Annotated in this window: 23 protein-coding genes and 1 pseudogene; 13 read left to right on the top strand and 11 right to left on the bottom strand. The window is 71.6% G+C overall.

Translation table 11 applies throughout. The features are described from left to right. Nucleotides 1-31: 31 nt before the first annotated feature. Nucleotides 32-1,426, bottom strand: a complete 1,395-nt coding sequence (locus FMEAI12_RS10020; RefSeq protein ID WP_200835241.1) for a lamin tail domain-containing protein — start codon at nucleotides 1,424-1,426, stop codon at nucleotides 32-34. A 497-nt stretch (nucleotides 1,427-1,923) separates the two neighbouring features. Between FMEAI12_RS10020 and FMEAI12_RS10015 the strand changes: the two genes are divergently transcribed. Then, nucleotides 1,924-3,090, top strand: a complete 1,167-nt coding sequence (locus FMEAI12_RS10015; RefSeq protein ID WP_112105798.1) for a glycoside hydrolase family 43 protein — start codon at nucleotides 1,924-1,926, stop codon at nucleotides 3,088-3,090. 120 nt (nucleotides 3,091-3,210) lie between these two features. Here FMEAI12_RS10015 and FMEAI12_RS10010 read toward each other — a convergent pair whose 3' ends face one another. Both FMEAI12_RS10010 and FMEAI12_RS10005 read right to left on the bottom strand, forming a co-directional pair. Continuing rightward, nucleotides 3,211-3,858 carry a CoA transferase subunit B gene (locus FMEAI12_RS10010; protein WP_112105797.1) on the bottom strand — a complete coding sequence of 216 codons (648 nt, stop codon included), beginning with the start codon at nucleotides 3,856-3,858 and terminating at the stop codon, nucleotides 3,211-3,213. A 1-nt stretch (nucleotide 3,859) separates the two neighbouring features. Next, nucleotides 3,860-4,603, bottom strand: coding sequence for a CoA transferase subunit A (locus tag FMEAI12_RS10005; protein ID WP_071063147.1), 744 nt, complete (start codon nucleotides 4,601-4,603; stop codon nucleotides 3,860-3,862). Between the two features lie 976 nt (nucleotides 4,604-5,579). Between FMEAI12_RS10005 and FMEAI12_RS10000 the strand changes: the two are divergent. The 10 genes and pseudogenes from FMEAI12_RS10000 (at nucleotide 5,580) to FMEAI12_RS09955 (ending at nucleotide 15,199) form a co-directional block, all read left to right on the top strand. Beyond that, nucleotides 5,580-6,718, top strand: a pseudogene (locus tag FMEAI12_RS10000) (acyl-CoA dehydrogenase family protein). Between the two features lie 54 nt (nucleotides 6,719-6,772). Then, nucleotides 6,773-8,194 carry an aldehyde dehydrogenase gene (locus FMEAI12_RS09995; RefSeq protein ID WP_112105796.1) on the top strand — a complete coding sequence of 474 codons (1,422 nt, stop codon included), beginning with the start codon at nucleotides 6,773-6,775 and terminating at the stop codon, nucleotides 8,192-8,194. A 15-nt stretch (nucleotides 8,195-8,209) separates the two neighbouring features. Further along, nucleotides 8,210-8,593: a carboxymuconolactone decarboxylase family protein gene (locus FMEAI12_RS09990; RefSeq protein WP_020461804.1), complete on the top strand. Its 384-nt coding sequence runs from the start codon at nucleotides 8,210-8,212 to the stop codon at nucleotides 8,591-8,593. Beyond that, nucleotides 8,590-9,450: an NAD(P)-dependent oxidoreductase gene (locus tag FMEAI12_RS09985; RefSeq protein ID WP_112105795.1), complete on the top strand. Its 861-nt coding sequence runs from the start codon at nucleotides 8,590-8,592 to the stop codon at nucleotides 9,448-9,450. The genes FMEAI12_RS09990 and FMEAI12_RS09985 overlap by 4 nt, the downstream gene beginning before the upstream one ends. 609 nt (nucleotides 9,451-10,059) lie before the next feature. After that, nucleotides 10,060-11,331 carry an aromatic ring-hydroxylating dioxygenase subunit alpha gene (locus FMEAI12_RS09980; protein ID WP_112105794.1) on the top strand — a complete coding sequence of 424 codons (1,272 nt, stop codon included), beginning with the start codon at nucleotides 10,060-10,062 and terminating at the stop codon, nucleotides 11,329-11,331. Then, nucleotides 11,315-11,638 carry a hypothetical protein gene (locus FMEAI12_RS09975; protein WP_020461807.1) on the top strand — a complete coding sequence of 108 codons (324 nt, stop codon included), beginning with the start codon at nucleotides 11,315-11,317 and terminating at the stop codon, nucleotides 11,636-11,638. The genes FMEAI12_RS09980 and FMEAI12_RS09975 overlap by 17 nt, the downstream gene beginning before the upstream one ends. Nucleotide 11,639: 1 nt before the next feature. After that, on the top strand, nucleotides 11,640-12,848 hold the full coding sequence (locus FMEAI12_RS09970) for an amidohydrolase family protein (RefSeq protein WP_112105793.1): 1,209 nt from the start codon (nucleotides 11,640-11,642) through the stop codon (nucleotides 12,846-12,848). After that, nucleotides 12,838-13,248: a nuclear transport factor 2 family protein gene (locus tag FMEAI12_RS09965; RefSeq protein ID WP_071063054.1), complete on the top strand. Its 411-nt coding sequence runs from the start codon at nucleotides 12,838-12,840 to the stop codon at nucleotides 13,246-13,248. The genes FMEAI12_RS09970 and FMEAI12_RS09965 overlap by 11 nt, the downstream gene beginning before the upstream one ends. Further along, nucleotides 13,245-14,342 carry an acyl-CoA dehydrogenase family protein gene (locus tag FMEAI12_RS09960; protein ID WP_112105792.1) on the top strand — a complete coding sequence of 366 codons (1,098 nt, stop codon included), beginning with the start codon at nucleotides 13,245-13,247 and terminating at the stop codon, nucleotides 14,340-14,342. The genes FMEAI12_RS09965 and FMEAI12_RS09960 overlap by 4 nt, the downstream gene beginning before the upstream one ends. A gap of 2 nt (nucleotides 14,343-14,344) precedes the next feature. Then, nucleotides 14,345-15,199, top strand: a complete 855-nt coding sequence (locus FMEAI12_RS09955; RefSeq protein ID WP_112105791.1) for an acyl-CoA dehydrogenase family protein — start codon at nucleotides 14,345-14,347, stop codon at nucleotides 15,197-15,199. Nucleotides 15,200-15,483: 284 nt separating this feature from the next. On the opposite strand, the gene FMEAI12_RS09950 is transcribed toward FMEAI12_RS09955, so the two are convergent. From FMEAI12_RS09950 to FMEAI12_RS09935, 4 genes are all read right to left on the bottom strand, one after another. After that, a complete protein-coding gene (locus tag FMEAI12_RS09950) occupies nucleotides 15,484-16,710 on the bottom strand; it encodes a CaiB/BaiF CoA-transferase family protein (protein WP_112105790.1) in 1,227 nt (408 codons plus the stop codon). A 221-nt stretch (nucleotides 16,711-16,931) separates the two neighbouring features. After that, nucleotides 16,932-17,723 (bottom strand): enoyl-CoA hydratase, encoded by a 792-nt coding sequence (locus FMEAI12_RS09945; RefSeq protein WP_112105789.1) that lies wholly within the window; start codon nucleotides 17,721-17,723, stop codon nucleotides 16,932-16,934. A 10-nt stretch (nucleotides 17,724-17,733) separates the two neighbouring features. Further along, nucleotides 17,734-18,909 carry an acyl-CoA dehydrogenase family protein gene (locus FMEAI12_RS09940; protein ID WP_020461814.1) on the bottom strand — a complete coding sequence of 392 codons (1,176 nt, stop codon included), beginning with the start codon at nucleotides 18,907-18,909 and terminating at the stop codon, nucleotides 17,734-17,736. Beyond that, nucleotides 18,893-19,891: an acyl-CoA dehydrogenase family protein gene (locus FMEAI12_RS09935; protein ID WP_112105788.1), complete on the bottom strand. Its 999-nt coding sequence runs from the start codon at nucleotides 19,889-19,891 to the stop codon at nucleotides 18,893-18,895. Before FMEAI12_RS09935 ends, FMEAI12_RS09940 begins: the two co-directional genes overlap by 17 nt. 393 nt (nucleotides 19,892-20,284) lie before the next feature. On the opposite strand from FMEAI12_RS09935, the gene FMEAI12_RS09930 reads away from it, so the two are divergent. Continuing rightward, on the top strand, nucleotides 20,285-20,977 hold the full coding sequence (locus tag FMEAI12_RS09930; protein ID WP_071066759.1) for a TetR/AcrR family transcriptional regulator: 693 nt from the start codon (nucleotides 20,285-20,287) through the stop codon (nucleotides 20,975-20,977). Between the two features lie 71 nt (nucleotides 20,978-21,048). Here the strand turns inward: FMEAI12_RS09930 and meaB are convergent, their stop codons facing one another. After that, complete coding sequence (gene meaB, locus FMEAI12_RS09925; RefSeq protein WP_071066742.1) at nucleotides 21,049-21,924, bottom strand: methylmalonyl Co-A mutase-associated GTPase MeaB; 876 nt, start codon at nucleotides 21,922-21,924, stop codon at nucleotides 21,049-21,051. A 209-nt stretch (nucleotides 21,925-22,133) separates the two neighbouring features. On the opposite strand from meaB, the gene FMEAI12_RS09920 reads away from it, so the two are divergent. After that, nucleotides 22,134-22,898 (top strand): SDR family NAD(P)-dependent oxidoreductase, encoded by a 765-nt coding sequence (locus FMEAI12_RS09920; protein ID WP_071066743.1) that lies wholly within the window; start codon nucleotides 22,134-22,136, stop codon nucleotides 22,896-22,898. A gap of 39 nt (nucleotides 22,899-22,937) precedes the next feature. On the opposite strand, the gene FMEAI12_RS09915 is transcribed toward FMEAI12_RS09920, so the two are convergent. Genes FMEAI12_RS09915 through FMEAI12_RS09905 form a run of 3 tightly spaced genes read right to left on the bottom strand, consistent with a single transcriptional unit; the run spans nucleotide 22,938 to nucleotide 26,299 of the window. Further along, entirely contained in the window at nucleotides 22,938-24,026 is a 1,089-nt protein-coding gene (locus FMEAI12_RS09915; RefSeq protein WP_112105787.1) for an acyl-CoA dehydrogenase family protein, read from the bottom strand. Next, nucleotides 24,013-24,918, bottom strand: coding sequence for an acyl-CoA dehydrogenase family protein (locus FMEAI12_RS09910; protein ID WP_112105811.1), 906 nt, complete (start codon nucleotides 24,916-24,918; stop codon nucleotides 24,013-24,015). Before FMEAI12_RS09910 ends, FMEAI12_RS09915 begins: the two co-directional genes overlap by 14 nt. Continuing rightward, nucleotides 24,896-26,299 carry a class I adenylate-forming enzyme family protein gene (locus tag FMEAI12_RS09905; protein WP_112105786.1) on the bottom strand — a complete coding sequence of 468 codons (1,404 nt, stop codon included), beginning with the start codon at nucleotides 26,297-26,299 and terminating at the stop codon, nucleotides 24,896-24,898. The genes FMEAI12_RS09910 and FMEAI12_RS09905 overlap by 23 nt, the downstream gene beginning before the upstream one ends. Nucleotides 26,300-26,375 lie beyond the last annotated feature (76 nt).

Below are 26,375 nucleotides of genomic sequence, written 5' to 3'. Positions count from 1 at the left end.
ATTGCGTGGGACGTCAGCATTGAGGGGGACGTCAGCAGTTGAGCGTTCCGGCACGCAGCGCGTGGCTGGCGTCGTTGGCGTCGTCGGACCACAGGACCGGCTTCAGGCCGGACGCACAGGTCTCCTGCGGCGCGATGGCGAATCCCTCGTTGTTGTAGTTCGCCATTCCGGTGGGCCGCTCGTAGACGGCCGTGACGGCGAGCTGGCCCTGGGCGTTGACGTCGAGCGTCGCGGTGCGGCCCTGGCAGGTGTCGTCGCAGGCCGCCCACAGGTGGCCGGTGCTGGGCTCGTACTCGAGGTCCATCACGCCCGCGAAGCCGCTCGGCACGGCGGCGATCCGGGTGTAACCGCCACCTGTCTGGTCGAGGGCGTAGGCGTAGATCGTGCCGTTGGCCTCCAGGCCGACGAAGTACAGGCCGCTGCCGTGGCCGGGGTAGGAGGCCGGGTTGTACGCGGCGCTGGTGTGCTCGTCCCGGAAGCCGTGCGCGGTGAGGAACGAGTCGGGGATCCACGCGATGCCCTCGGGGCCGCTGTTGGCCGCCACCGCGGGCAGGTCGGAGGTGAGGTCCCACTCCGCGGTCGCGTTGAGCGCGGTGGCCGTGGAGGACACGTCGAACCGGGCGATCTTCGGCAGGCTGGTGCTGCCGTTGTTGTCGCGTTCGGTGGCGACCATCACGCCGTCGGGGGTGACGACCACGCCTTCCGCGTCGAGGTCGCCGGTCCCGTTGGCGTAGTGCAGCGCCTTCCCGGACGTCCAGCCGCCGGAGGTGTCGGGAATCCACGTCGCGCCGCTGGGCACGAGCCGGTAGAGCGCGCCGGGGCCGTTCTTCACCGCCCAGAGCACGCTGGCACTCTGAAAGGACAGCCCGCTCAGGTTGGTGCCGAACGCGTTCGCGGCGTCGGCGACGGTGACCGCGGTGCCACCGGGCCACGCCGCGGCCGTACCGCCGCCTGAACAGGAGTTGGCGGCGCCCCGGGTCGACACGCTGGTCGTGGTGAACGCGCCGCTGCCGTCCGGGCACCGCCCATAGGTCGTCGTGGCATGCGAGGTCCAGGTGTACGAGTCCACCAGCGTCGTCCCGCCCGGCTGGTACAGCCGCACCGAGTCGGCGCTGCCCAGGCCGAACACCGGATCCACGTCGAGCACCACGCGTCCGCCGGCGGCCACCGAGGTGCCTGAGGCGACCGTGAACACGTGCGAGTTGTTGTTGTCCTTGACCACCCAACCCGAGATGTTCACCGCGGCCGTACCGGTGTTCACCAGCTCCACCCAGTCACCCGGCGAACCGCCGTTCGACTCGATCTCGTTGATCCGCACGTCGGTCGGCCCGGCCATAGCCGTCGGCACGCCGAACAGGGCGAGCGCGACCATGGCCAGGGCGGCGGCGACAGCGAGCCGCCCCCTCCCACGCAAATTCCAACGCAACGCAGTGACTCCTTCTCCCAGGGTGACCAGTGGAGAGCGGCGAAATCGCGCCCCGGCGAAGCCTTCAGCACACGGTCGACCGGAAGCTGAACACCCAACCAACAACACAGGCAACACAGATGGCCACCATCCGTGGGTGGACGTGCCGGCTGAGGCACGTTCCACGTCCGCCGTGAGCGCTGCCGGCGCTGGCGCCCGGATCCGAGCGCCTGGCGGCTCACATGAGGCCCACATCAACGGCATCAAGACTGCGGACGACGCCGGACCGGCCCGCCATCCGGCCACTCCGCCACCCGGCCACTCCGCCATCGCGCAGCTCGCTTCGCCGCCGTCCCGCCGTCCTGTGCCGCTTCGCCCCCGCCGTTCTCAGGAGGATGCCCGCCGTGCCGACTTCGGCCGAACCCCGTCCCGGCACGGCGCCCCACCCACCGCCTCCGGCGCTCCCCCCGACGGATCCGCCGACGCGGCGGCGCGGTCGACCGCCGCGACGGGCCGCCGTGGCCGCCGGCGCCCTGATCGCCGTCGGAGCGGTCGTCGCCGTGCTGGTCACCGCACCGATCGCCGCGCGGGGCGGTTCCGCCCAGGCGCCGTCCGCCGCCTCGGTCCCGAGCACCGGCACGAGTGGCGCGAGCGGCACGCCGGGTGGTTCCGGTGGCGCTCCCTCGGACGGCTCATCGCCCGGCTCGCCGGCGGACGAACGCGGCGTGGTCGCCGTCCGGGGATCGAACCTCGCCGACCCCTACGTGCTCGCCGCCGGCGCCACCAGCTACGCCTACGGGACCAACGCGGACGATGCCAACATCCCCGTGCTCGTCAGCACCGATCCGGAGCTACGAACCTGGACGCGGGCCGGCGACGCGCTGCCGCGGCTGCCCGGCTGGGCGCAGGACACCGGCTTCACCACCTGGGCGCCCGCGGTCGCCAGGGTCGACGACGGGTATGTGCTCTACTACGCCACCCGGGTCGCCGCCACCGGGCACCAGTGTGTCTCGACGGCCCACGCGGCCAGCCCGACCGGCCCGTTCGCCGACACCTCGGCCGCGCCGCTGATCTGCCAGGAGTCCGAGGGCGGCAGCATCGACCCGAGCCCGTACACCGTGGGCGCCGACCGCTACCTCACCTGGAAGAGCGAGGGCGTCCTGCCCGGAACCATCCCGGCGATCTGGGCGCAGCGCCTCTCCCCCGACGGGCGCACCCTGCTCGGCGAGCCGGCCCGGCTGCTCACGCCAACCCTTGACTGGGAGCACGGCGTCGTCGAGGGCCCGGCGATGCTGGCGCGCGACGGCCGCTACGACCTGCTCTACTCCGCCGGGGACTGGCACAGCACCGACTACGCGACGGGCTCGGCGACCTGCGCCGGGCCACTCGGCCCCTGCACACCGCGGCCGGAGCCCCTGCTGCGCACCGGCACCGCCGGCGTCGGCCCCGGCGGCGCCGAACCCTTCCAGGCGCCGGACGGAGCCTGGTGGCTGGCGTTCCACACCTGGAACCGCCGGCAGCCGGCGGCCTCACCGCACGCCGACCGCCAGCTCGTCCTGGCACCACTCGCTCCGGCCGGCCCGCCCGCGCTGCCTGGGCGGGAGCCCGGCCGGCCCGCTCGAGCCGGCCTCGAGCTGGGCCGTGTCCTCAGCGTCCAGGCAGCCAGCCAGACCGCCAGTGGCTAACAGCGCTCCGGTTCCGCGGAACCCCAGGACCGACCACGGCCCGCAGCGGACACAGCCAGCAGACGTTCCGGTTCCGCGGAACCTCGAGACCGACCGCGGCTCGCGGCGATCCCGGTGGCGCTAGGTGGTGACCAGGTCGACGGTGAGCTCCGTGCCGGTGGCGGCGCGGACGTCGTCGACGGTCACGCCGGGCGCGGTCTCGCGCAGAGCCAGGACACCGCCGGGCACGACGTCGATGACCGCGAGGTCGGTGATGATCCGCTGAGCGCAGGCGCGGCCGGTCAGCGGCAGCGTGCACTCGTCGAGGATCTTGTGGCTGCCGTCGCGGGCGACGTGCTCCATCATCACGATCACGTGCCGGGCGCCGTGCACGAGGTCCATCGCGCCGCCCATGCCCTTGACCATCTTGCCGGGGATCATCCAGTTCGCCAGGTCGCCGACCCGGGAGACCTGCATCGCCCCGAGCACCGCGACGTCGACATGACCGCCGCGGATCATCCCGAACGAGGTGGCCGAGTCGAAGAAGGCCGCCCCGGGCAGGACGGTGACGGTCTCCTTGCCGGCGTTGATCAGGTCGGGGTCGACGGCGGCGTCCGCCGGGTAGGGGCCGACGCCGAGGATGCCGTTCTCGCTGTGCAGGACCACGGTCACGCCGTCGGGCAGATAGTTCGGAACCAGGGTCGGCAGGCCGATACCGAGGTTCACGTACTGTCCGCTCTCGAGCTCGCGGGCGACCCGGGCCGCGAGCTCGGTACGAGTCAGGGCCATCTCAGCTCACCGTCCGCTTCTCGATCCGCTTCTCCGTGTCGGGCGCGTGCACGACCCGCTGGACGAAGATCCCCGGGGTGTGCACCTGGGCCGGGTCGAGCTCGCCGGGCTCGACCAGTTCCTCGACCTCGGCGATGGTGACCCGCCCGGCCGTCGCGCACAGCGGGTTGAAGTTGGCGGCGCTCGCCCGGTAGACCAGGTTGCCGTGCCGGTCGCCCTTCCAGGCATGGACCAGGGCGAAGTCGCAGACTATGCCGCGTTCGAGGACGTAGGTCCGGTCGTCGAAGATCCGGGTCTCCTTGGGCGGCGAGGCGACCGCGATGCCGCCGGAGCCGTCGTACAGCCACGGCAGGCCGCCCTCGGCCACCTGGGTCCCGACGCCCGCGGGGGTGTAGAAGGCCGGGATGCCAGCGCCGCCGGCGCGCAGCCGCTCGGCCAGGGTGCCCTGCGGAACGAGCTCGACCTCGAGCTCACCGGAGAGGAACTGACGCTCGAACTCCTTGTTCTCCCCGACGTAGGAGCCGGTGGTGCGCCGGATCCGCCCCGCCCGCAGCAGCAGGCCGAGGCCCCAGTCGTCCACGCCGCAGTTGTTGCTGACCGTCTCGAGGTCCTTGGGGCCGGCGGCGAGCAACGCGCGGATGAGGCCACTCGGGATGCCACAGAGCCCGAATCCGCCCACCGCCAGCGAGGCCCCGTCGGGGATGTCCGCCACGGCGAGCTCCGCGCTCGGAACCACCTTGTCCAACCTGTCCACCCCTCACTCCCGCACCGGCGACGGTCTCGTCCGTCCAGCAGGTAACAACAGGTCACAGCGTTCAATCAGTGACAGCGTTCAATCAGTGCGACGGCCCCGCCCGCGACCGCCCTCGAGCCGGGCGGCCACCGGCCGCGCCGGTGGGGCTGGTGGTGGAACCCGCGGTGTCGGATGCGCCACGACACCCGCGAGCGCGGTCAGGGAGACGGCATGCACGCCACCCGGCACACGACGGTTCACGTGCACGCAACTGATCACGTTGGCCGACGGTTCACGTTAGCAGAGACTCACTGGGCCGAGGACACGCTCACCCGAACGGGTCCGGAAGATCTTCCCGACTGCCTCCGCGACGCCCACGTACCCGGACTGGTACCTTCCGTCACCGGTCCGCCGTCGGTCGACCATCGCGGCTGTTCGCGGTACGTACCAGACAGGACGGGCGCCGCCGCCCACTGGACTGCGTCCGGGCAGCGAAGGTACGTTAAGCCCCGGTCTCGCGCCGCGTGTGGCCGCGCGCGAACTCCCGGGACCACCCCAGTTCGAGGCGATGCAGTTCGAGGCGACCCGTTCCCGGCGATCCCGCCGAGGCGGTTCGGCTGCGGTGACGCGTCCGAGGTGGCCTGGAGGCGACCGGAGCCCGTGGGATCGATGGCATTCCCACGGTCGGCGGCGCTTGGCGGGGCAGTGTGGTCGACCCGTCACCACGTCGGCCGACGGCGTCCCGGTCACGGGTCCGCCGGCCGCTCCGGGGTGCGGCGGCCCACCTCCGTCTCCTCCTGAGCATGGTCTGCCCGTCCCCCGGGCCGGCCGGTCCCCGGCGCACGAAACCGATATCCGACACGCACGCGATATCCAGCACGCACACGACCAGGCACACGAAACCCGACGGGCCCGTCATGCGCGGAGCCCGTGACTCAGACGACGACGTCGGCGGGACACCCCGCCTCGGCCGGAGAGGGGCGACCGGATGCGACGCACGGTCTACGGTCCCGAGCACGACGCTTTTCGGGCAGCCGTCCGCACCTTCTTCGAAAAGGAGATCGGGGCGCACTACCGCGAGTGGGAGGAAGCCGGCCTACCGCCGCGCGACTTCTACAACAAGGCGGGGGACGTTGGAATCCTCGGGCTCGGGATCCCGGAGGAGTACGGCGGCGGCGGGGCGGACTTCCTGTTCAACGCCGTCGTCACCGAGGAGGCCGCCCGGGGCGGCTACGCGCTGGGCCCCTGCGCATCCACGCGGACATCTCCGTCCCGTACTTCGTCGACCACGGCAACGAGGAGCAGAAGACTCGGTGGCTGCCGGGCCTGGCCAGCGGCGAGCTGGTCGCCGCGCTGGCGCTGACCGAGCCGGGCGCGGGATCGGACCTGGCCGGTTTCACCACCACCGCGCGCCGCGAGGGTGACCACTACGTGGTGAACGGATCCAAGACGTTCATCACCGGCGGCCTGAACGCCGACCTCTTCCTCACCGCGGTGAAAACCGACCCGACCCAGCGCCACGCCGGCCTGTCGCTGCTGGTGATCCCCGGTGACCTTCCTGGCGTCAGCCGCGGGGCCCCGCTACACAAGATCGGGCTGCACATCCAGGAGGCAGTCGAGATCTTCTTCGACGACGTCCGTGTCCCGGCGGCGAACCTGCTGGGCGAGGAGGGCCAGGGTTTCACCTACCTGACCTCGCACCTCGTGCAGGAGCGGCTCTCCATCGCGATCAACGCCCAGGGCGCGGCCGCGTCGATAGTCGAGCAGACCGTCGCCTACGTCAACGGCCGCAAGGTGTTCGGCAAGACGCTCAACACCTTCCAGAACACCAAGTTCGTGCTGGCCGGGTGCGCGACCGAGGTCGAGGCGGGCCAGGCCCTGCTGGACCAGGTGCTCCTCGCGCACGTGGCGGGCGACGCGACGCCGGCCGACGCCGCGATGGTCAAGCTCTTCTGCACGGAGATGCAGGGCCGGGTGATCGACTCCTGCCTGCAGCTCTTCGGCGGCTACGGCTACATCAACGAGTACCCGGTGGCGCGGGCCTGGGCCGACGCCCGGGTCGGGCGGATCTACGGCGGTTCCAGCGAGATCATGAAGACGATCATCGCGAAGTCGCTCGGGCTGTGACGGTGCGCCCGCCGCGCCCCGCGCCCGCCCGCCGCACCCCGGAGGTGACCTGACGTGACCGTCCGTCACGACCACTGGATCGGCGGGAAGGCCGCGGCACCGGCCGGCGGGAGCTACCTGCCCACGCTCGACCCCTCGACCCGCGAGCCCGGTGACGAGATCGCCGCCGGCTCCCCCGTGGACGTCGACCGTGCCGTCACCGACGCAGCGGCGGCCCAGCCGCAGTGGGCGCGGCGGTCGGGGGCGGAGCGCGGCGAGCTGCTCCACCGGGTCGCCGACGTCATCGACGCGCACGCGGCCGAGCTGATGGAGCTGGAGCGGGTGGCCACCGGCAAGATCGCCACCCAGCTCCGGTTCGAGGTCGAGCAGTCCGCCGCCTACTTCCGGTACTACGCCGGGGTGGTGCGCGCGCACCACGGGCGCACGATCGACCTGGGCGGGGGCAGCCACACCTACACCCGGCTGGAGCCGTACGGGGTGGTCGCGGCGATCACCCCGTGGAACCTGCCGCTGAACCAGGCGTGCCGGGCGCTGGCCCCGGCGCTGGCCGCGGGCAACGCCGTGGTGGTCAAGCCGTCCGAGCTGACGTCGATCTCCACCGTCCGCCTCGCGCGGCTGGCGAGCGAGGCCGGGCTCCCGGACGGCCTGTTCAACGTCGTGACCGGAACCGGGCCCGAAGTCGGGACCCCGCTGGCCGCCGACCCGCGGGTCGGGCGCGTCACCTTCACCGGCTCGGTCGCCACCGGGCGGCACCTGGCCCGGATCGCGGCCGACCGGCTCGTGCCGGCGACCCTCGAGCTCGGCGGCAAGTCTCCCCTGGTGGTCTTCGCCGACGCCGACCTGGACCGGGCGGCCGCCGCCGCGGTCTCGACCGTCGCGACCAACTCCGGGCAGGTGTGCTCGGCGACGACCCGGCTGCTCGTCGAGGCGTCCGTGCACGACGAGCTGGTCGCCCGGGTGGTCGCGGCGGTGGAGCGGCTCACCCCGGGCGTGGACTTCGGCCCGATCATCACCGAGGCGCAGTACCGGAAGGTGCTGGACTTCTTCGCACGGACGCTGGCGTCCGGGCTGCGGCCGGCCACCGGGGGCGCCGCCTACGCCGACGGCCCGGGCGCGAAGGGCCTGTACATCCGGCCCACCGTCTACGCCGGGGTGGCGCCGCACCTGCCGGTGGCCCGCGAGGAGGTCTTCGGCCCGGTCCTGGTGACACTGCCGTTCGAGGGCGAGGACGAGGCCCTCGCGCTCGCCAACGACAGCGAGTACGGCCTCGTCGGCAGCGTCTGGAGCGGGGACGTCGCGCGCGGCCTGCGGCTGGCGGAGCGGATCGAGGCCGGCCAGGTTGCGGTGAACGGCGGCCCGCTCACGGTCGAGACGCCGTTCGGCGGCTACAAGGCCAGCGGTTACGGCCGGGAGAAGGGCATCGAGGCCCTGCACGAGTACGCCCGGGTGAAGACCGTCAGCCTGTCGCTCTACTGAGGATCGGGAGGACCCATGGAACAGACCGAGCAGCTACGCGCCGCCTACGCCATGCGCCGAGCCATGCTGGGCGACGCCTACGTCGACCGTGCGACCGGCGACACCGACGAGACCAGCCAGCAGTTCCAGGACCACATCACGTCGATGGCGTGGGGCGTCTGGACCAGGGAGGGCGTGCTCTCCACCCGGGACCGCAGCCTGCTGGTCATGGCGATGACCGCGGCGCTGGGCCGGATGGAGGAGTTCCGCCTGCACGCGAGTTCGTCGTCGCGCACCGGGGTCAGCGACGCGGAGATCGACGAGCTGCTGTTCCAGGTGGCGGCGTACTGCGGCGCGCCGGCCGCGATCTCGGCCCGGCGGGCGGTCAAGGCCGTGCGGGCGGAACGCGACGACGCATGACGGCCCCCCGTGTCGGCTTCGTCGGCCTCGGGAACATGGGCGGGGCGCTCGCGGCCAACGTCGCGCAGTTCGGCCTCGACCTTGTCGTCCACGACGCGGCGGGCCCCGAGCGCGCCCCGGAGGGAACCACCCATCTCGACGACCTGGCAGCCGTCGCCCGGCACGCCGAGGTGGTCGTGCTCAGCCTGCCCGACGGCGTGATCTCGGAGAAGGTGGCCCGCGGGCTTGCCGAGACGGCCGACCGCAGGGTCACCCACGTCGTCGACACCTCGACGATCGGGGTGAGCGCGGCCCAGCGCATCACCGACCTGCTGGCCGCCGGCGGCATCGGCTACGTGGACGCGCCGGTCTCCGGCGGTGTCACGGGCGCCCGTGCCCGCACCCTGACGGTGATGTACGCGGGCACGGACGACGCCTGCGCCCGGGTGGAGCCCGTGCTGGCCGCGCTGAGCGACCGCCGGCGCCGGGTCGGTGACCGGCCCGGCCTCGCCCAGGCCCTCAAGCTGGCCAACAACTTCCTGGCCGCCGTCGCGCTCGCCGCGACCAGCGAGGCGGTCGCGTTCGGCACCTCGGCCGGCCTCGACATGGGCACGATGCTCGACGTGCTGAACACGGCGAGCGGGCAGAACAACGCCACCGCCGAGAAGTTCCCCCGGCAGGTGCTCACCGAGCGCTACTCGGCCGGCTTCGCGAACTCGCTGATGGCGAAGGACCTGCGCCTCTATCTCCAGGAGGTGCGCGAGCTGGACGGGCCGACGTCGCTGGGCACGGTCACGTCGTCGGTGTGGGAGGAGTTCGCCGCGGCCGAGCCGGGCGTCGACTTCACCCGGATCTACCCGTTCGTCCAGGGCTCCTGAAGCTGTTCGTCCAGAACCTCTGAGCCGCCGCTCGCCCTCGGCCCAGCACCTGCCCCGCGCCCGTGTCGCGACCGCACCCCGCGGCCGCGGCGCGGGCGCGTTGCTGTCACGCCCGAAGGCCGCCGTTCGGGGCAGGATGTGGCATCCTCCTCTCCAAGTGAGGAAGCCGGCTTCTCGGCTCCAGAGAACTGCCGGTCGACGGGAGGCGCGCCCCTGCGTCCCGCCTCGGGTACCCGTTGTCACGATTGCGTTCGGTGACGTTGACGCGGAGGCCTCTCCATGGAAACCTAATTATCGACATGGAGAACGTAGTTCTCACAGGGACGAGGAGAGACCGGACGATCATGCGTGTCACCACCCCGTCGACGCCCCGACCCGGCCGGCCAGCCGGGCCGAGGGACGGGACGGTGCCGCGCGCGTCCGGTCCGGCCACCCGCGGACCTGCTGGAACGCCTCGACGGACGCCGAGTGACGGATCCGGCCGGGTAACGGTCCGGCTGAGCGACGGTCCGGTCGGCACCGTCGGCGAGTGTCGCGCGCCTGCCATCGCGCGCAACATCATCGCCCGCACCACCATCGGCATGGCGCTCGAAAACGAGAGGTAGACCTGTGCCCCACTTCAGCAAGCCCCCGGCGGGGAGCTGGACCGAGAACTATCCCGAGCTCGGCACCGCGCCCGTCGACTACAACGACTCGATCGACCCGGCGTTCTACGAGCAGGAGCGCGAGGCGATCTTCAAGCGCACCTGGCTGAACGTGGGCCGGGTCGAGCGCCTGCCCCGCACCGGCAGCTACTTCACCAAGGAACTGCCCGCCGCCGGGACGTCGCTGATCATCGTCAAGGGCCCGGACGGCAAGGTGCGCGCGTTCCACAACGTGTGCCGGCACCGCGGCAACAAGCTGGTGTGGAACGACTTCCCGGGTGAGGAGACCGCCGGCAGCTGCCGGCAGTTCATCTGCAAGTACCACGCCTGGCGTTACGACCTCACCGGCGAGCTGACCTTCGTCCAGCAGGAGGGCGAGTTCTTCGACCTGGACAAGAAGCAGTTCGGCCTCAAGGAGGTCGCCTGTGACGTCTGGGAAGGCTTCATCTTCATCAACCTGAACCCGCAGGAGACCCTCACCGAGTACCTCGGTGACATGGTCAAGGGCCTCGAGGGCTACCCGTACTCGGAGCTGACCGAGGTCTACTCCTACCGGGCCGAGGTCGGCGCCAACTGGAAGCTGTTCATCGACGCCTTCGCGGAGTTCTACCACGCGCCCGTCCTGCACCAGAAGCAGGCCGTCAAGGGCGAGGCCGAGAAGCTCATCGGCTACGGGTTCGAGGCGCTGCACTACCAGTTGTTCAGCCCGCACTCGATGGTGTCCTCCTGGGGCGGCATGGCCCCGCCGAAGGACCCGTCAATGGTCAAGCCGATCGAGCGCGTGCTGCGCAGCGGCCTGTTCGGCCCCTGGGACACGCCCGAGATCGACGGCCTTGAGGTCGAGAAGCTCCCGACCGGGATCAACCCCGTGAAGCACAAGTCCTGGGGCACCGACTCGTTCGAGATCTTCCCCAACTTCACCCTGCTGTTCTGGAAGCCGGGCTGGTACCTGACGTACCACTACTGGCCGACCGCGGTGAACAAGCACACCTTCGAGGCGAGCCTCTACTTCGCTCCGCCGAAGAACGCCCGCGAGCGACTGGCCCAGGAGCTGGCGGCGGTGACGTTCAAGGAGTACGCGCTCCAGGACGCCAACACCCTCGAGGCCACCCAGACGATGATCGGTACCCGTACGGTCACCGAGTTCCCCCTGTGCGACCAGGAAATCCTGCTCCGGCACCTGCACAAGACCGTTGCCGACCGCGTGAAGGAGTTCAGCGATGCCGCTGCCGTCTGAGTTCGCCGCCCTCGAGCCGTACCTGGCCTGGGACCTGGCCACCGAGCCCGAGCGCTACGCCCGCCGCCTCGCGTCCACGATGGACGAGATGCAGGAGTTCTACGACGTCGCCTTCCCGCTCCTCGAGGACGCGATCGCCTACTGCGACAAGTTCCCGATCGACGACCTGCCCGAGGACGCCCGCACCCTGATGCACCTGATGCAGTCGCTGGTCATGGTGTCCTTCCCGGTCGAGGTCTGGAAGCAGCCCCGCGTCCCCGACAGCGGCGCGGCCTACCTGGATGTGATCGTCGAGCCCGTCGTCTGACGTGCTCACGATCAGGGCTGCCGGGCTTGTCGACGTCGACCTCGGTGAGGTCGTCAGGCCCGGCATCCTCCAGATCGACGGAGACCGGATCGTCGGTGTCGGTGGCTCGCCGGAAGGCGAGATCATCGACCTCGGCGATCTGGTTCTCCTGCCCGGCCTCATGGACATGGAGGTCAACCTGCTGATGGGCGGCCGCGGCGAGCATGCCGTGACCTCTCCCGTCCGGGACGACCCCCCGCTGCGGATGATGCGTGCCGTCGGCAACGCCCGCCGGACGTTGCGGGCGGGGTTCACCACCGTCCGCAACCTCGGCCTGTTCTGCAAGACCGGCGGCTACCTGCTCGACGTCGCGCTGATGAAGGCGATCGACGCGGGCTGGGTCGACGGCCCGCGGATCGTGCCGGCCGGGCACGCGATCACCCCGACCGGCGGCCACCTCGACCCGACGATGTTCGGCGCGTTCGCGCCGCACGTCCTCGACCTGACGGTCGAGGAGGGCATCGCCAACGGCGTCGCCGAGGTCCGCAGGGCGGTGCGCTACCAGATCAAGCACGGCGCACAGCTGATCAAGGTGTGCGCGTCGGGTGGGGTCATGTCGCACACCAGCCTGCCCGGGGCGCAGCACTACTCCGACGAGGAACTGCGCGCGATCGTCGACGAGGCGCACCGCCACGGCCTGCGGGTCGCCGCGCACACCCACGGCGCCCAGGCGGTGCGCTCGGCCGTCGAGGCGGGTATCGACTGCATCGAGCACGGTTTCCTCATCGACGACGAGGCGATCGAGCTCATGGTCAAGCACGGGACGTTCCTCGTGGCGACCCAGGCCCTGATCGAGGGCATGGACGTCTCCCACGCGGCGCCTGAGCTGAAGGAGAAGGCGGCCCAGATCTTCCCCCGGGCCCGGAACTCGATCCGGGAGGCTTTGGCCGCCGGAGTGAAGATCGCCGTGGGCACCGACGCCCCGGCGATCCCGCACGGCAGGAACGCGATCGAGCTGGTGACCCTGGTCGAGCGCGGTATGACCCCGCTCGACGCGATCCGGGCGGCGACCACCACCGGGGCCGAGCTGCTGGCCGTCACGGACCGGGGCCGGCTCGCCGAGGGCCTGCTGGCCGACGTCATCGCCGTCGCCGGAGATCCGCTGCGGGACATCAGCACGCTGCAGAACGTGAAATTCGTGATGAAGGGCGGCAAGACCTTTGTCCACTGACGACGTCGTCGCGATCCAGCAGATGCTGGCGAAGTACGCCGTTACCATCACCCAGGGTGACGTCGAGGGGCTGCTCTCGGTCTTCACCCCGGACGGCACCTACAGCGCCTTCGGTGACGTGTTCACCCTCGACCTGTTCCCGAAGATGGTCGCGGCCGCGCCGAAGGGCCTGTTCCTGACCGGGACGGCGCTCGTCGAGATCGACGGCGACGAGGCGACCGGAACCCAGCCGCTGTGCTTCATCGAGCACTCGAAGCACGACATGCGGATCGGGTACTACTCGGACACCTACCGCCGCACGCCGGACGGCTGGCGGCTGCGCACGCGCAAGATGACCTTCATCCGGCGCAGCGGAGCGCACGACTCGGGGCGGCCGCACGCCTACGAACCGACCCCGTGAACATCGCGGAGTTCCGGTCGGACGTGCAGGCCTGGCTGGCCGAGAACGACCTGACCCCAGGACCCGACCACTCCCTCGACGGGCAGGTGGCCCAGCTCGCGCGGGTGCGCCGCGCCCTGTACGACGCGGGCTGGATGCGCCACGGCTGGCCCACCGAGGTCGGCGGCCTCGGTGGCCCGGCGGTGCTGCGCGCCGTACTCGGCGAGGAGGTCGCGGCCCGGGACCTCGCCGAGCCCGGCATCTACTCGATGATCGAGGTCCTGGCACCGACCATGATCTCGTACGCGCCCCCGGCGCTGGCGGCCGAGATGGTGCCGCTGCTGCTGTCCGGCGCCGAGCAGTGGTGCCAGGGGTTCTCCGAGCCGGGGTCGGGCAGTGACCTGGCGTCGCTGTCCACCCGGGCGGAGCCCCGCGGCGACGACTGGGTGGTCAACGGGCAGAAGGTCTGGACGAGCCTGGCCCAGTACTCCCAGCGCTGCGTGCTGCTCACCCGCACCGCGCCGGGCCACGGCGGGATCACGGCGTTCTTCGTCGACATGGACACCCCCGGCATCACCGTCCGCCCGCTGCGCACCATGCACGGCATCGACGAGTTCGCCGAGGTCTTCTTCGACGACGTCGTCGTCCCCGGCGACCGCATGCTCGGAAAGCCCGGCGACGGCTGGCAGCTCGCGATGGACCTGCTCCCCCACGAGCGCTCCACCTGCTTCTGGCACCGGATCGCGTTCCTCTACGAACGGCTCGAGCGCCTGCTGGACGAGACGACCAGCAGGGACAGCACGGACGACGCGGATCTGGGTGCGGCCTACCTGGCGCTGCACACCATCCGCTGCCGCTCCCACGCCACCCAGCGCCGTCTCGGCGAGGGCGGGCGGATAGGCCCGGAGACGTCGATCGACAAGGTGCTGCTCGCCACCGCCGAGCAACGCCTGTACGACACCGCCCGCGACCTGCTCCCGGGCACCATCGAACTCACCGACACCCGCTGGCGCTCCGAGTACCTCTACTCCCGCGCCGCCACCATCTACGGCGGAACCGCCGAGATCCAGCGGAACATCATCGCCCGCCGACTCCTCGACCTCGGCAAGGAATAACCATGGACGCCGCCGAACGCGAACTCCTCACCGAGACCTTCCGCAAGGCCATGACCGGCACCACCGGCGCCGCCCTCGACACCGCCCTCACCGACCTCGGCTGGCCCGAACTCCTCACCGAGGAACCCGACACCGCCATCCCCGTCGTGTTCACCCTCCTCGGCGAAACCGGCGCACACGCCCCCATCCTCAACGACGTCCTCCTGCACGCCACCGGACAACCCCTCGGTGGCACCCTCCCCCTGCCCTACACCGGCGGCACCTGGCTCACCTGGGAACGCACCGACCCCAGCCAGCCCAGCGTGATCGACCCCGCGCTCCCGCTACACACCACCAGCACCGGCGACCCGAACCTGCCCCTCGCCGCCGGACAACGAGCCCTGGGCTGGTGGCTCCTGGGCACCGGCCGCACCATGCTCGCCCTCACCCGCGAACACGCCCTCGCCCGCACCCAGTTCGGCCGGCCCATCGCCTCCTTCCAGGCCGTCCGCCACCGCCTCGCCGAAACCCTCGTCGCCCTCGACGGCGCCGAAGCGACCCTCCACACCGCCACCACCACCGCGGCAACCACCGCCACCGACGCGGGCGCAACCACGGGAACGGGCACCACCACCGGCGACATCGCGCTCACCGCCCTGCTCGCCAAGGCAGCCGCCGGCAAGGCAGCCCTCGACGCCGCCCGCCACTGTCAGCAGGTCCTCGCCGGCATCGGCTTCACCGCCGAACACGACTTCCACCACCACCTCCGCCGCACCCTCACCCTCGACGGCCTCCTCGGCAGCACCCGCGACCTCACCCGCCAGGCCGGCGCCCACATCCGCCAGAACAACCACGCCCCACGCCTGGTCAACCTCTGACAGGTCGAAAAAGCCGAAGGGCCTTCTCGCGGGAACCGGAACGGTTCCCGCGAGAAGGCCCTTCGGCTTTCCGGGTGGATGCTCCGCGGAAGCCGGCGCGGGGGTTCCGGGGCCAGCCTGCTCGCCCTTTACTCTCCTTCTCGCCCTTTCGGACCGGATTCCCCCGGGATCGACCCCCGAAACGGCGAGGACGAAACGAAAGGGCGAGCAGGCTACCCGGAGCTTCGAGTGTTTTGCCCGAAAGATGGCGATCCGCACCCGTACTCTCGGCTGCGGGGCGCGCGTTACACCACCCGGTCGCGGCGCAGGGCGGCGATCTCCTCGGTCGGGTAGCCCAGCTCAGCGAGGAGGGCGTCGGTGTGCTCACCGAGGGCGGGGACCGCGCCCATCGGGGGCGTCCACTCGGCGGCGATCGGCGGGGGCAGCAGCGCCTGGACGGTGCCGGTGGGGGTCGAGACCTCCTGCCAGCGGTCGCGTTCACGCAGGTGCGGGTGGTCCAGGACGTCCTGGACACCGTTGAGGCGGGCGTTGCCGAGCTCGGCGTTGTCCAGGATCTCCTGGGCCTCCACGAGGGTGACGCTCTTCGACCAGGCGATGATCACCTCGTCGAGGCGGGCGCGTTCGCGCACCCGGTCGGCGTTGCCGGCGAAGGCCGGGTCGTCCGCCAGGTCGGGCCGGTCGAGGACGGTGCGGGCCAGCCGCTGCCATTCCCGGTCGTTGGTGGTGCCGAGGACGACGGTCTGGCCGTCCGCCGTCGGGTAGGCGCCGTAGGGCGCGACGGCGGGCGAGCCCACCCCGGCCGGCTGCTGTTCGACACCGGTGCCCATGGTGAAGTTGAGGGAGTAGCCCATCCACTCCGTGACGACGTCGAAGAGGCTGAGCGAGATCGCCGAGCCGCGCCCGGTCTCCCGGCGGGCGTAGAGGGCCGCGAGAATCGAGCTCAGGGCGTACATCCCGGTGGCGAGGTCGATGATCGGGATGCCTGCCTTGGCCGGCCGGCCCGGCTCGCCGGTCACCGAGCACGACCCGCCCTCGGACTGCACCAGCAGGTCGTAGGCCCGCTTGTGGGACAGCGGACCGCCCTCGCCGTAGCCGGAGATGTCGACCGCGACCATCCGCGGATGGCGGGCGACCACCTGCTCGGCGGCCAGGCCGCGCCGGGCCGCCGCCCCGGGGGCGAGGTTCTGGATGAGGACGTCGGCCCGGCCCAGCAGCCGCTCGAGCGCCTCGGCTCCCCGCGGGTCGGTGAGGTTGAGGGTCAGCGACTCCTTGCCGCGGTTGACCCACACGAAGTGGGCCGCCATCCCGTTGAGCGCGCCGTCGTAGTGGCGCGCGAAGTCCCCGCCGCGCGGGTTCTCGACCTTCACCACCCGGGCGCCCATGTCCGCGAGGTGCCGGGTGGCGATCGGTGCCGCAACGGCCTGCTCGAGACCGACGACGAGCAGCCCCTCCAGCGGGCGCGGCCCGCCGCGGATGGTGCCGCCGAGGGCTCGTTCGTCCGTTGCGGTCATGGTGCCTCCCGGGATGTGCCGGCGTCGGCGGGCGACGCGCGGCTAAAGGCGGCCGGCGGGGCCGTCACGCGCCCCCGCCCGCCGCCGTCGGCTGTGTCTCGGGCCGGCAGGCCGGCTCCGTTGACCTTGTTGCGCCGGACCGGCCCGCCGAACCCTGGTCGGCCTGGCTCCGAACCGGCCCACCAGACCGGTCGGCCCTGCTCCGGGCCGGCCGGTCAGGCCTAGTCGGCCTTCTTGATCGCTGACTTCATCTGGTCCAGGTTGACCAGGACCGGCCATCCGCTGACGCTCAGCGCGTTGCCGTGCCCGGTCTGGTGGACGTCGAACACCGACTGGATCGCGGCGTAGAAGCCCTGCACGTCGAGGGTCTGGTTGACCGCGCGCTTGGCCTGCCGGAGCCCGAAGCTGGGCATCGTCGCGATGTGCTGGGCCAGCGCGCGGGTCTCGGTGTCGAGCTGGTCGCGGGGCACCACCTTGTTGACCATGCCGATCTTCTCGGCCTCGGTGGCGGTGACCGCGCGCCCGGTGAAGAGGATCTCCTTGGCCTTGCGCGGGCCGAGCTCCCAGGTGTGCCCGTGGTACTCGACACCGCCGATGCCCATGGCGACGACGGGGTCGGAGAACAGCGCGTCCTCGGCCGCGATGATCAGGTCGCACGGCCAGCACAGCAGCAGCCCGCCCGAGATGCAGCGCCCCTGCACCGCCGCGATCGACGGCTTGGGAACGTTGCGCCACCGCAGCGAGAACTCCAGGTAGCGCCGTGCCTCCAGCTCGTAGAGCATCTCCAGGGTGATTTTGTCGGGGAGCGGCTGACCGGACTTCAGGTCGTGCCCGGCGGAGAAGTGCTTCCCCTCCGCGCGCAGCACGATCACCGCCACGTCCTTGTCGGCCGCCGCCTTCGTCCACGCCGCGTCGAGCTCCTCGAGGAGCGGTCCGTTCTGCGCGTTCGCGACCTCGGGGCGGTTGAGGGTGATCGTCGCGATCCCGTCGGCGACGTCGTAGAGAATTAACAAGCCTGGCTCCTCAGCTCCGGGGCAGACCGAGCACGCGCTCGGCGACGATCGTGCGCTGGATCTCCGAGGTGCCCCCGGCGATGGTGCCGGCGAACGACCGCGCGTAGCGCTCGAACCACCCGGCGGAGAACGCCTCGAGATTGAGATGAGCGTATGGCGCGGTCATCCCGGGATGCTCGAGTGCCGCCACCCCGGCTGACTCCATCGCCTGCTCCGAGGCCTTCTGCACCGCCTCCGACCCGAGCAGCTTCAGAACGGACAGCGCGGCGACGTCCTGCTCGCCGCGCGCGGCCCGCGCCAGCGCCGCCGAACCGAGCAGCCGCAGCGCCTGGGCGTCCATGACGAGCCGTGCGTACGCGTCGCGGTCGAGCGCGTCGACGGGACGGAAGTCGCGGGCGAGCTCCTCCAGTCGCAGCGCGAAGCTCAGCCACAGCAGGGTGCGCTCGTGGCCGAGCGAGCCGTTCGCGACGTGCCAGCCGTTGTTCAGCGCGCCGACGAGGTTCTCCGCCGGCACCCGGACGTCGTCGAAGAAGACCTCGTTGAAGTCGACGTCGTCGCGGTCGATCAGGGAGCCGAAGGGCCGGCGGGTGACGCCGGGGGTGTCGGTGGGGATCAGCAGCACGCTGATGCCCTTGTGCTTGGGCGCGTCCGGGTCGGTGCGGACGAAGGTGAGCAGCACGTCCGCGTCGTGGGCGCCGGACGTCCAGATCTTCTGCCCGTTCACCACGAAGTGGTCGCCGTCGAGCACCGCCCGGGTGCGCAGCGAGGCCAGGTCGGAGCCGGCGCCGGGCTCGCTCATCCCGAGCGCCGCGGTGATCTCGACCCGCAGGATCGGCACCGCCCAGCGACGCTTCTGCTCCTCGGAGCCGAACGACAGCAGCGAGGCGGCGATGATGCCGAGCCCCTGCGGGTTGAAGCTGTGGTAGATGCGCCGGCGGTCCAGCTCCTCGAGGTGGACGTACTGCTCGAGGATGGAGGCGTTGCGCCCGCCGAACTCCGGCGGATTACCCGGCAGCAGCCAACCGGAGTCGAACAACAGCCGCTGCCAGCGCCGCGCCCACTCGGGGACGTGCGCACTGGAGTAGGCGCGCTCGCCGGTCTCGGCCTCGCTGGGCAGGTGCGCGTCCAGGAACGCCACGAACTCGGCGCGGAACTTCTCGACGTCGGCATCAAACGTGAGCTGCACGGTACTCCTCGGCGATCAGCGCCCGGTGCTCGGCGGCGCCGCCGAGCAGCAGCTCGCCCGCGACGGCCCGCTTGAGCGCGAACTGCAGGTCGTTCTCCCAGGTGAAGCCCATGGCTCCGAAAAGCTGCAGGCCGTTGCGGAACACCACCGACTGGCACTCGCCGGCGGCGGCCTTGGCCATGGAGGCGGCGAGCCGGCGGCGCGGGTCGTCGGCCGCGATCGTCAGCGCCGCGAAGTAGGCCAGCGCGCGGGCGCGTTCCAGCGCCACGTGCATGTCCACCGCCTTGTGCTTGACGGCCTGGAACGACCCGATCGGCGCACCGAACTGCTCGCGGGTGCGCACGTGGTCGAGCGTCAGCTCCAGAACACGGCGGCAGGCCCCGACGATCGTGAGGGCCAGCCCGGTGAGCGCCAGGTCCCGGGCCGCCCGTGGGTCGGCGCCCGTGCGCGCGTCGTCGCCGACCCGGACGCCGGGCAGCGAGACCTCTGCGATGTGCAGCGTGGGGTCGAAGACGTCGACCCGGGTGGCCCGCACATCAGCCGCGGGGACGACGAAGACCCCCGCGTCGGTCACGACGGCCAGCCGGTCGGCGCGGTCACCGTCGAGGACGTACCGCGAAACGCCGCTGAGGACCCAGCCGTCGCGGTCACGCCGGGCGGACACGCCGTCCAGGACGGCGCTGCCGGTCTGGCCCCCCTCTGCGCCCCCCGGGGCGAGCGGGGCGAACCAGGTCATCGTCGCCAGATAGGGGGTCGGGTCGGTCGCCCAGCCGAGCTCCTCGAGGACGATCGCCAGCTCCACGGCCTCACTGGGCTCGGTCAGCTCGGTCCAGCCGAGGTCGGCGTAGACCCGCCACAGCGGGGCGGGGTCGGCGCCCTCGTCGGCGATCCCGCGGATCAGCGCCGGCGGGCATTCCTTGACCAGGACCTCGTGGATCGTCTTCTGCCACAGCCGCTGGTCGGAGTCGAACTCAAAGAGCATCTCGCCCTCCCGGGCTCGCGTCGGCGGCGGCGCCGGCCGCGGCGGGGCGGGCGGGGGGCGCCACGGCCGGGCCTCCCGTGCCGCCACGCGGGTCAGCGAAGATCGTCACATCGGCTCCTTGAGAGCACACACTGCCCGACAACACCCCGGGGACGGCACACCTGCCGGCCCGGTGCGCGCGGAGGGACCGACGACCCCCGCCGGCCCTTCCAACATCCCAGAGTCGGTTTGCACGTGCCAGGTCACGTATGGACCACTCCTGTGGTCCTTCACGCCGAACAGGTGCGAGAATATCATTCTCATTGATCGATAGCTATGATCTCGACGGCACCGGAGTGGGTCCACCTGCTGTGTTAGCAGTATGTCTGCGCAGCAGTGCAGTACTTTCTGTACATGGCACAGAAGACGGAGCTGCCCGTGATCACGCCGACCGAAGAGCCGGCCTGGAAGCAGCGTGCCGTCGAGCGCTCGACCCGGGCGGCCAAGCTCCGGGCCGAGCAGCGTGTCGTCCAGTTCCTTGACGCGGCCCAGGCGATCATCGCCGAGAAGGGTTCGATCGACCTCACCGTGCAGGAGGTCGTCGACCGGTCACGCCAGTCGCTGCGCAGCTTCTACCAGCACTTCAGCGGCAAGCACGAGCTCCTGCTCGCCCTGTTCGAGGACGCCCTCAACGAGTCCGCCCGGCAGATCCGCGAGGCCTCCGCCGCGGAGCCCGACCCGCTGGGCCAGCTCAGGATCACCGTCCGCCTGCTGTACGAGCAGAGCCACTCCGACCGGGCCCGCCAGCAGCGGCCCCTGTTCACCGACTTCGCCCCGCAGCTGCTGGTCTCGCACCCGGCCGAGGTCAAGGTCGCGCACGCGCCGCTGCTCGCCCTGATCACCGACATGATGACGAGGGCCGCCGCGGCCGGTCAGTTGCGCCCCGATCTCAAGCCACGCCGCGCCGCCGCGATGGTGATGCAGACCGTCATGTTCCTGGCCCAGTCCAACGGGGTGTCCGAGGACGAGAACGTACATCCGATCACCGTCGAGGAAGTGTGGGATTTCTGCCTCACCGGTTTCACCGGTGGTGTGCAGACCACCTGATCGGATCCGCCTGGACACGGCCGGGCGATACGCCGCGTCGCCCGCCGCCGAGAAGGTCTTTCTCCGCGCCGTCAGGCCTTCTCGGGCAGGCCGCCGAGCAGCAGCTCGGCCGCCGCGTAGGGATCGCGCCGGCCGTTGGCCACCTCGTCGGCGAGCCGGCCGAGATCCGGGTGCTCCCGTAGGCGGGTCTGCGCCAGCGAGAGGATCTGGGCGTGCGCGCGGGCCGTCCGGCGGGCGAGGGTGTCGGCGCGGTGGTGGGCGTCGATCGCCTCGACCAGCGCGGCCAGGCCCTCCCCCTTGGACGCGACGAGGGTGAGGATCGGGGCGTCGACCTCAAGATGCAGGTCACGCACGGTCTGGTCGGCGCCGTCGCGGTCGGCCTTGTTGACGACCAGCAGGTCGGCGACCTCCAGCAGGCCCGCCTTGGCCGCCTGGACGGCGTCGCCGGCGCCCGGCGTCAGCACGACGATCGTCGGGTCGGCGACGGCGGCGATCTCGATCTCGGACTGGCCGACCCCGACCGTCTCCACCAGGACCAGGTCGTAGGCCAGGTTGGCGAGCACCCGTACGGCGGCCGGCACGGCCGCGGCGAGCCCGCCCAGGTGGCCGCGGGCGGCCAGCGAGCGGATGAGGACGTCGGGGTCGTTCGTGTGCGAGGCCATCCGGATCCGGTCGCCGAGCAGCGCCCCGCCGCTGTAGGGCGAGGACGGGTCCACGGCGAGCACCGCGACCCGCAGGCCGCGCTCCCGGTAGGCGCCGACGAGCGCGCCGATCGTGGTCGACTTGCCCGCGCCGGGCGGGCCCGTCACGCCGATCACCCGGGCGGTGGCCGGCTCGAGGGCCGCCAGCACCTGGTCACGGCCGGCGCCCTCGACCTGACTCAGCAACCGGCCGACGGCGCGCAGTGAACCAGCGCGCGCGGCGGCCACAGTCTCCAGAATGTTCACCGGGGTCCGATGTGCGGGCCGGCTGGGGACGTGCCACGGCCGGTAACGCCGGCGGCCCCGACGGAACCGACGTGTGCACCAGAACAGACGGCCCGCGAGATCCGGGGCCGCACATCGACCGAAGCGGCTGCGCTCTTGATCGTGATCGCATTCATGAGAATGTTAGTCTTCCAGATCGAAAGTGCGGCTAGCAAGAGAGGGAAACCTTAATGCAGATCAGCGGAAACTCCGCCCTCGTCGTCGGTGGAACCGGCGGCCTCGGGGAGGCCACCGTCCGCCGTCTCCACGCCGCGGGCGCGAAGGTCGTCGTGGCCGACGTCGCGGACGAGAAGGGCAAGGCGCTGGAGTCCGAGCTGGGCATCCGCTACGTCCACGTGGACGCGACCTCGGAGGAGGACATCCTCGCCGCGATCGCCGAGGCCAAGACGCTGGGCCCGCTGCGGATCTCGGTCGACACCCACGGCGGCCCGGCCGGCGGCGGTCGGCTCGTCGGCAAGGACGGCTCGCCGCACAGCCTGGACGCCTTCACGACGACCGTCACGTACTACCTGACCGCGGTGTTCAACGTGACCCGGCTGGTGGCGGCCGCCATCGCCCAGGAGGAGCCGCTCGAGGGCGGCGCCCGGGGCGTCATCGTCAACACCGCGTCGATCGCCGGCTTCGAGGGGCAGATCGGCCAGATCGCCTACTCCGCCGCCAAGGGTGGCGTCATCTCCATGACGCTGGTCGCCGCGCGTGACCTGTCGCCGCTGGGTATCCGCGTGAACGCGATCGCTCCGGGCACGATCCTGACCCCGGCCTACGGCAAGGCCGGGGAGAAGCTGGAGGCCTACTGGGGCCCGCAGGTCCCCTTCCCGAAGCGGATGGGCCAGTCGCCCGAGTACGCCTCGCTCGCCGAGCAGCTCATCACCAACGACTACCTCAACGGCGAGGTCATCCGCCTCGACGGCGCGCTGCGCTTCCCGCCGAAGTAGTCCCCGCACCGCCGACCGGCGGCAGGCACCCGTCCCGGGTCAGGCCTGCAGACCGATGATGCGGGTCGCGATGATGTTCTTCTGGATCTGCGACGTACCGCCCATGACGCTCTGCGAGCGGCTGTAGAGGTAGGTGCCCAGCAGCTCGGCGTCGCGAGTGCCGCCCGCGTCCAGCGACGCGTGCCCCACCGACTGCTCGACCCAGGTCATCAACAGCTTGTCCAGCGAGCCGTCCGGGCCGTGACTGAGCCCGTCGAGCTGCTCGGACAGCCGCCGGCGCACGTGCAGGCGCAGCATCTCGGTCTGCACGGCGGCCCACCGCAGCGACTCCGACGGCTCCCCGTCCAGGCGGGCCGCCAGGTTGCGCACGGTCTTTCCGTACCGCGCGGTGAAGCCCAGCGTCGAGGGCTCCCGCTCGTGGCTGACGACCGTCATGGCCAGCTTCCAGCCCTCGCCGGGCGCGCCGACCATCTGGTCGGCCGGCACCGTCGCGCCGTCGAACAGGACCTGGCCGAACTCCTTGGTCACCCCGCTGATCATCGGCAGCGGGCGCTGCTCGATGCCCGGCTGGTGCATGTTCACGATGAATCCGGAGATGCCCTTGTGCCGTGGGGCGTCCGGGTCGGTGCGGGCGAGCACGAGGCACCAGTCGGCGTCATCGGAGTAGCTCGTCCAGATCTTGTGGCCGTTGAGGACGTAGTGGTCGCCCTCCAGGGTGGCCGTCGTGGTCAGGGAGGCCAGGTCGGAGCCGGCGCCGGGCTCGCTGAAGCCCTGGCACCAGCGCTCGGTGCCGTTGATCATGCCCGGCAGGAACCGCTGCCGCAGCTCCTCGCTGCCGTGCCGGCCCAGGCCGATGACCAGGTAGCCCAGGCTCGGCCGCGCCGGCGCGCCGGCGCGGGCCAGCTCCTCGTCGACGATCACGTCGTAGACGGGTGGCAGCTCCTGGCCGCCGTACGCCTTCGGCCAGGAGGTCCCGAAGAACCCGCCCGAGTAAAGGGCCTGGTGCCACTGCGCCGCCTTGGCCCAGTACTCGTCACCCGACGTCGGGAACTTCTTCGCGTTCTCGGCGAGCCAGTCCTGCAGCCGCGTGCGGAAGGCGGCCTCCTCCGGCGAGTCACGAAAGTCCAAGGTCGATCTCCTCCAGAGAGACGGGGAACAGCGCGCCGGACGTCAGCGCGCGGCGCAGGAAGACGTGGGCGAGGCACTCCCAGGTGTTGCCGATGCCGCCGTGCACCTGGATCGACGTCTCGCAGATGGTCCGCGCGGCGCGCTCGGTGTAGACCTTCGCGAACCGGCCGGCCCGCAGCGCCTCCGCCGGATCCAGCTCGTCGACCGCCCAGGCGGCGTAGCGCAGGATGCTGACCGAGCCCTCGATCAGCGCGAGGCTCTCGGCGAGCAGGTGGGCCACCGCCTGGAACGACCCGATCGTCTTGCCGTACTGGCTGCGTACCTTCGCGTAGTCGCAGGCCAGCGCGTGCGCGCCGCGGGCGGCGCCGAGGATGTCGGCGGTGGTGACGACCAGCGCCAGCGCCTGCCAGCGCTGCGCGGCGTCCGCCGCGAGCTCGCCGACCGCCGCGACGGGCTCGGTGACGGCGGCGTTCGTCCGGGTGAGGTCGATCCCGAACACCGGCTCGCCGACGCCGGTCGTCTCGACCCGGTTGTCGACCAGGCGCAGGGCGGCGCTCAGGCCGCGGGCGTCCACCACCTCGCCGCCGACGGCGAGCGCCACCGGCTCGGCCGCCGCGCCGGACCTGGCCTGCAGGTCGTCGGCGAGCACGGGCCCGAGGAAGGGGACGTCCACCAGGCCGCGGGCGAACTCCTCCACGACGAGGGCGACCTCGACCCCGGAGGCGCCGTCGGAGCGCAGCGAGCGCCACCCGGTGGCGGCGACCGCCTTCTCCAGCCGCGCCGCGCGGTCGGCGTCGTCGAGATCGATGACGGATCCCGGGCCGAGGTCGTCGGCCAGCCGGGCGGCCGCCTCGCGCAGCTCCCGCTGCTCAGTCGTCAGACGTACGTCCATAGCGCTCCTTGAGGACTCGCCGCAGTACCTTGCCCGAGGGCAGGCGGGGGATTTCTTCCACGAGCTCGATCCGGCGGGGCCGCTTGTAGGAGGCGAGCCGTTCGCCCACCCACGCGACGAGCTCCGCCGGGTCGACCTGGGTACTCGTCACGACGGCCGCGACGAGCACCTCGCCGTCGGCCGTGTCGGGGAGGCCGAACACGGCGCAGTCGGCGACCGCGGGGTGCGCGTGCAGCACACCCTCGACCTCGGCGGGCGCGACCTGGAAGCCGCGCACCTTGACCATCTCCTTGACCCGGTCGGTGAGCCGGAGCCACCCGTCCGCGTCGAGGTTGCCGACGTCGCCGGTGCGGTACCAGCCGTCGTCGAACGCGTCCGCCGTCGCCTCGGCGGGCAGGTAGCCGGCCATCAGCGACTCCGCGCGGGCCTGGATCTCGCCGGTCTCGCCGGGGCCGACCGGCACTCCGCTCTCCAGCGAGACCACCCGCAGCCGCACGCCCGGGACGGCCCGGCCGACGCTGTCGAGCCGGGCCCCCTCGAGCGGGTTGCAGGCGATGACCGGCAGCTCACTGGCCCCGTAGGCGGGCACCCAGCCGACGCCCGTGCGCCTGGTGACGGTCTCGGCGACGCTGGCCGTCACCGGTGTCGCGCCCCACATGATGTACCGCAGCGACGACAGGTCGAAGGACTCCAGCGTGGGGTGGGCGGCGATGGCCAGCGCGATCGGCGCGACGGCCATCTCGACGGTGATCCGGTCGGTCTCGATCGAGCGCAGCATCAGCTCGAGGTCGAACCGGCGGTGCAGCCGCATCCAGGCGCCGGTCTCCAGGGCGGTGACGATGTTGAGCAGGCCGAGGATGTGCGAGGGCGGGGTGGTGATCTGGACGCGGTCCGCGGCGGTGAGGCCGAGTGCGTCGCGCCAGTGCCCGACGGCCGCGCCGAACGAGGCCCGTGTGTGCCGGGCGGCCTTCGGCAGACCGGTCGTGCCGGAGCTGAAGACCAGCAGCGCGTCGGCGTGCGGGTCCGGTGTCGGGAACGGCCCCTCCCCCGCGCCGATCGGCTCGTCGAGGTGCCACATCGGCAGCAGCTCGGCCAGCGCGTCCTGGTCACCGACGGCATGCGCGGGCTCGGTGACGGCCAGCGCGTGCTCGATCTCGGCCCGCCGCCAGGACGGACTCAGCAGTACGATAGCCGCGCCCAGTCGCCAGACAGCCCGGACGGCCAGTACGAACTCCGGCCGGTTCGAGGCCATCAGTGCGACGCGTTCCCCAGACCGGACTCCATGTTTCGCCAATCCCGTGGCCAGCCCGTCGGTCAGCGCGTCGAGTCGCTCCAGGCTGTACCGCTGTTCCTCGAAGACGAGCGCGGGGCGGTCACTCACTGCCGCTCCTTTCGGACGGTCACGTCAACGCGGAGGCGGGCACGGGACGACGCAGGTGCTGCGGAAATTATATTCT

This window comes from Parafrankia sp. Ea1.12, from assembly GCF_900465275.1.
GTDB classification, from domain to species: Bacteria; Actinomycetota; Actinomycetes; order Frankiales; family Frankiaceae; genus Parafrankia; species Parafrankia soli.
This window is presented reverse-complemented; position numbering and strand designations above follow the sequence as displayed.

Excerpts from the sequence above, each read along its gene's own strand:
- FMEAI12_RS10010 (WP_112105797.1), bottom strand. The coding sequence starts at position 3,858 with ATGGCCCTGACTCGTACCGAGCTCGCGGCCCGGGTCGCCCGCGAGCTC.
- FMEAI12_RS09955 (WP_112105791.1), top strand. The coding sequence starts at position 14,345 with ATGGACGCCGCCGAACGCGAACTCCTCACCGAGACCTTCCGCAAGGCC.
- FMEAI12_RS09975 (WP_020461807.1), top strand. The coding sequence starts at position 11,315 with ATGCCGCTGCCGTCTGAGTTCGCCGCCCTCGAGCCGTACCTGGCCTGG.
- FMEAI12_RS09985 (WP_112105795.1), top strand. The coding sequence starts at position 8,590 with ATGACGGCCCCCCGTGTCGGCTTCGTCGGCCTCGGGAACATGGGCGGG.
- FMEAI12_RS09950 (WP_112105790.1), bottom strand. The coding sequence starts at position 16,710 with ATGACCGCAACGGACGAACGAGCCCTCGGCGGCACCATCCGCGGCGGG.
- FMEAI12_RS09935 (WP_112105788.1), bottom strand. The coding sequence starts at position 19,891 with ATGCTCTTTGAGTTCGACTCCGACCAGCGGCTGTGGCAGAAGACGATC.
- FMEAI12_RS09990 (WP_020461804.1), top strand. The coding sequence starts at position 8,210 with ATGGAACAGACCGAGCAGCTACGCGCCGCCTACGCCATGCGCCGAGCC.
- FMEAI12_RS09910 (WP_112105811.1), bottom strand. The coding sequence starts at position 24,918 with ATGGACGTACGTCTGACGACTGAGCAGCGGGAGCTGCGCGAGGCGGCC.
- FMEAI12_RS09920 (WP_071066743.1), top strand. The coding sequence starts at position 22,134 with ATGCAGATCAGCGGAAACTCCGCCCTCGTCGTCGGTGGAACCGGCGGC.
- FMEAI12_RS09930 (WP_071066759.1), top strand. The coding sequence starts at position 20,285 with ATGGCACAGAAGACGGAGCTGCCCGTGATCACGCCGACCGAAGAGCCG.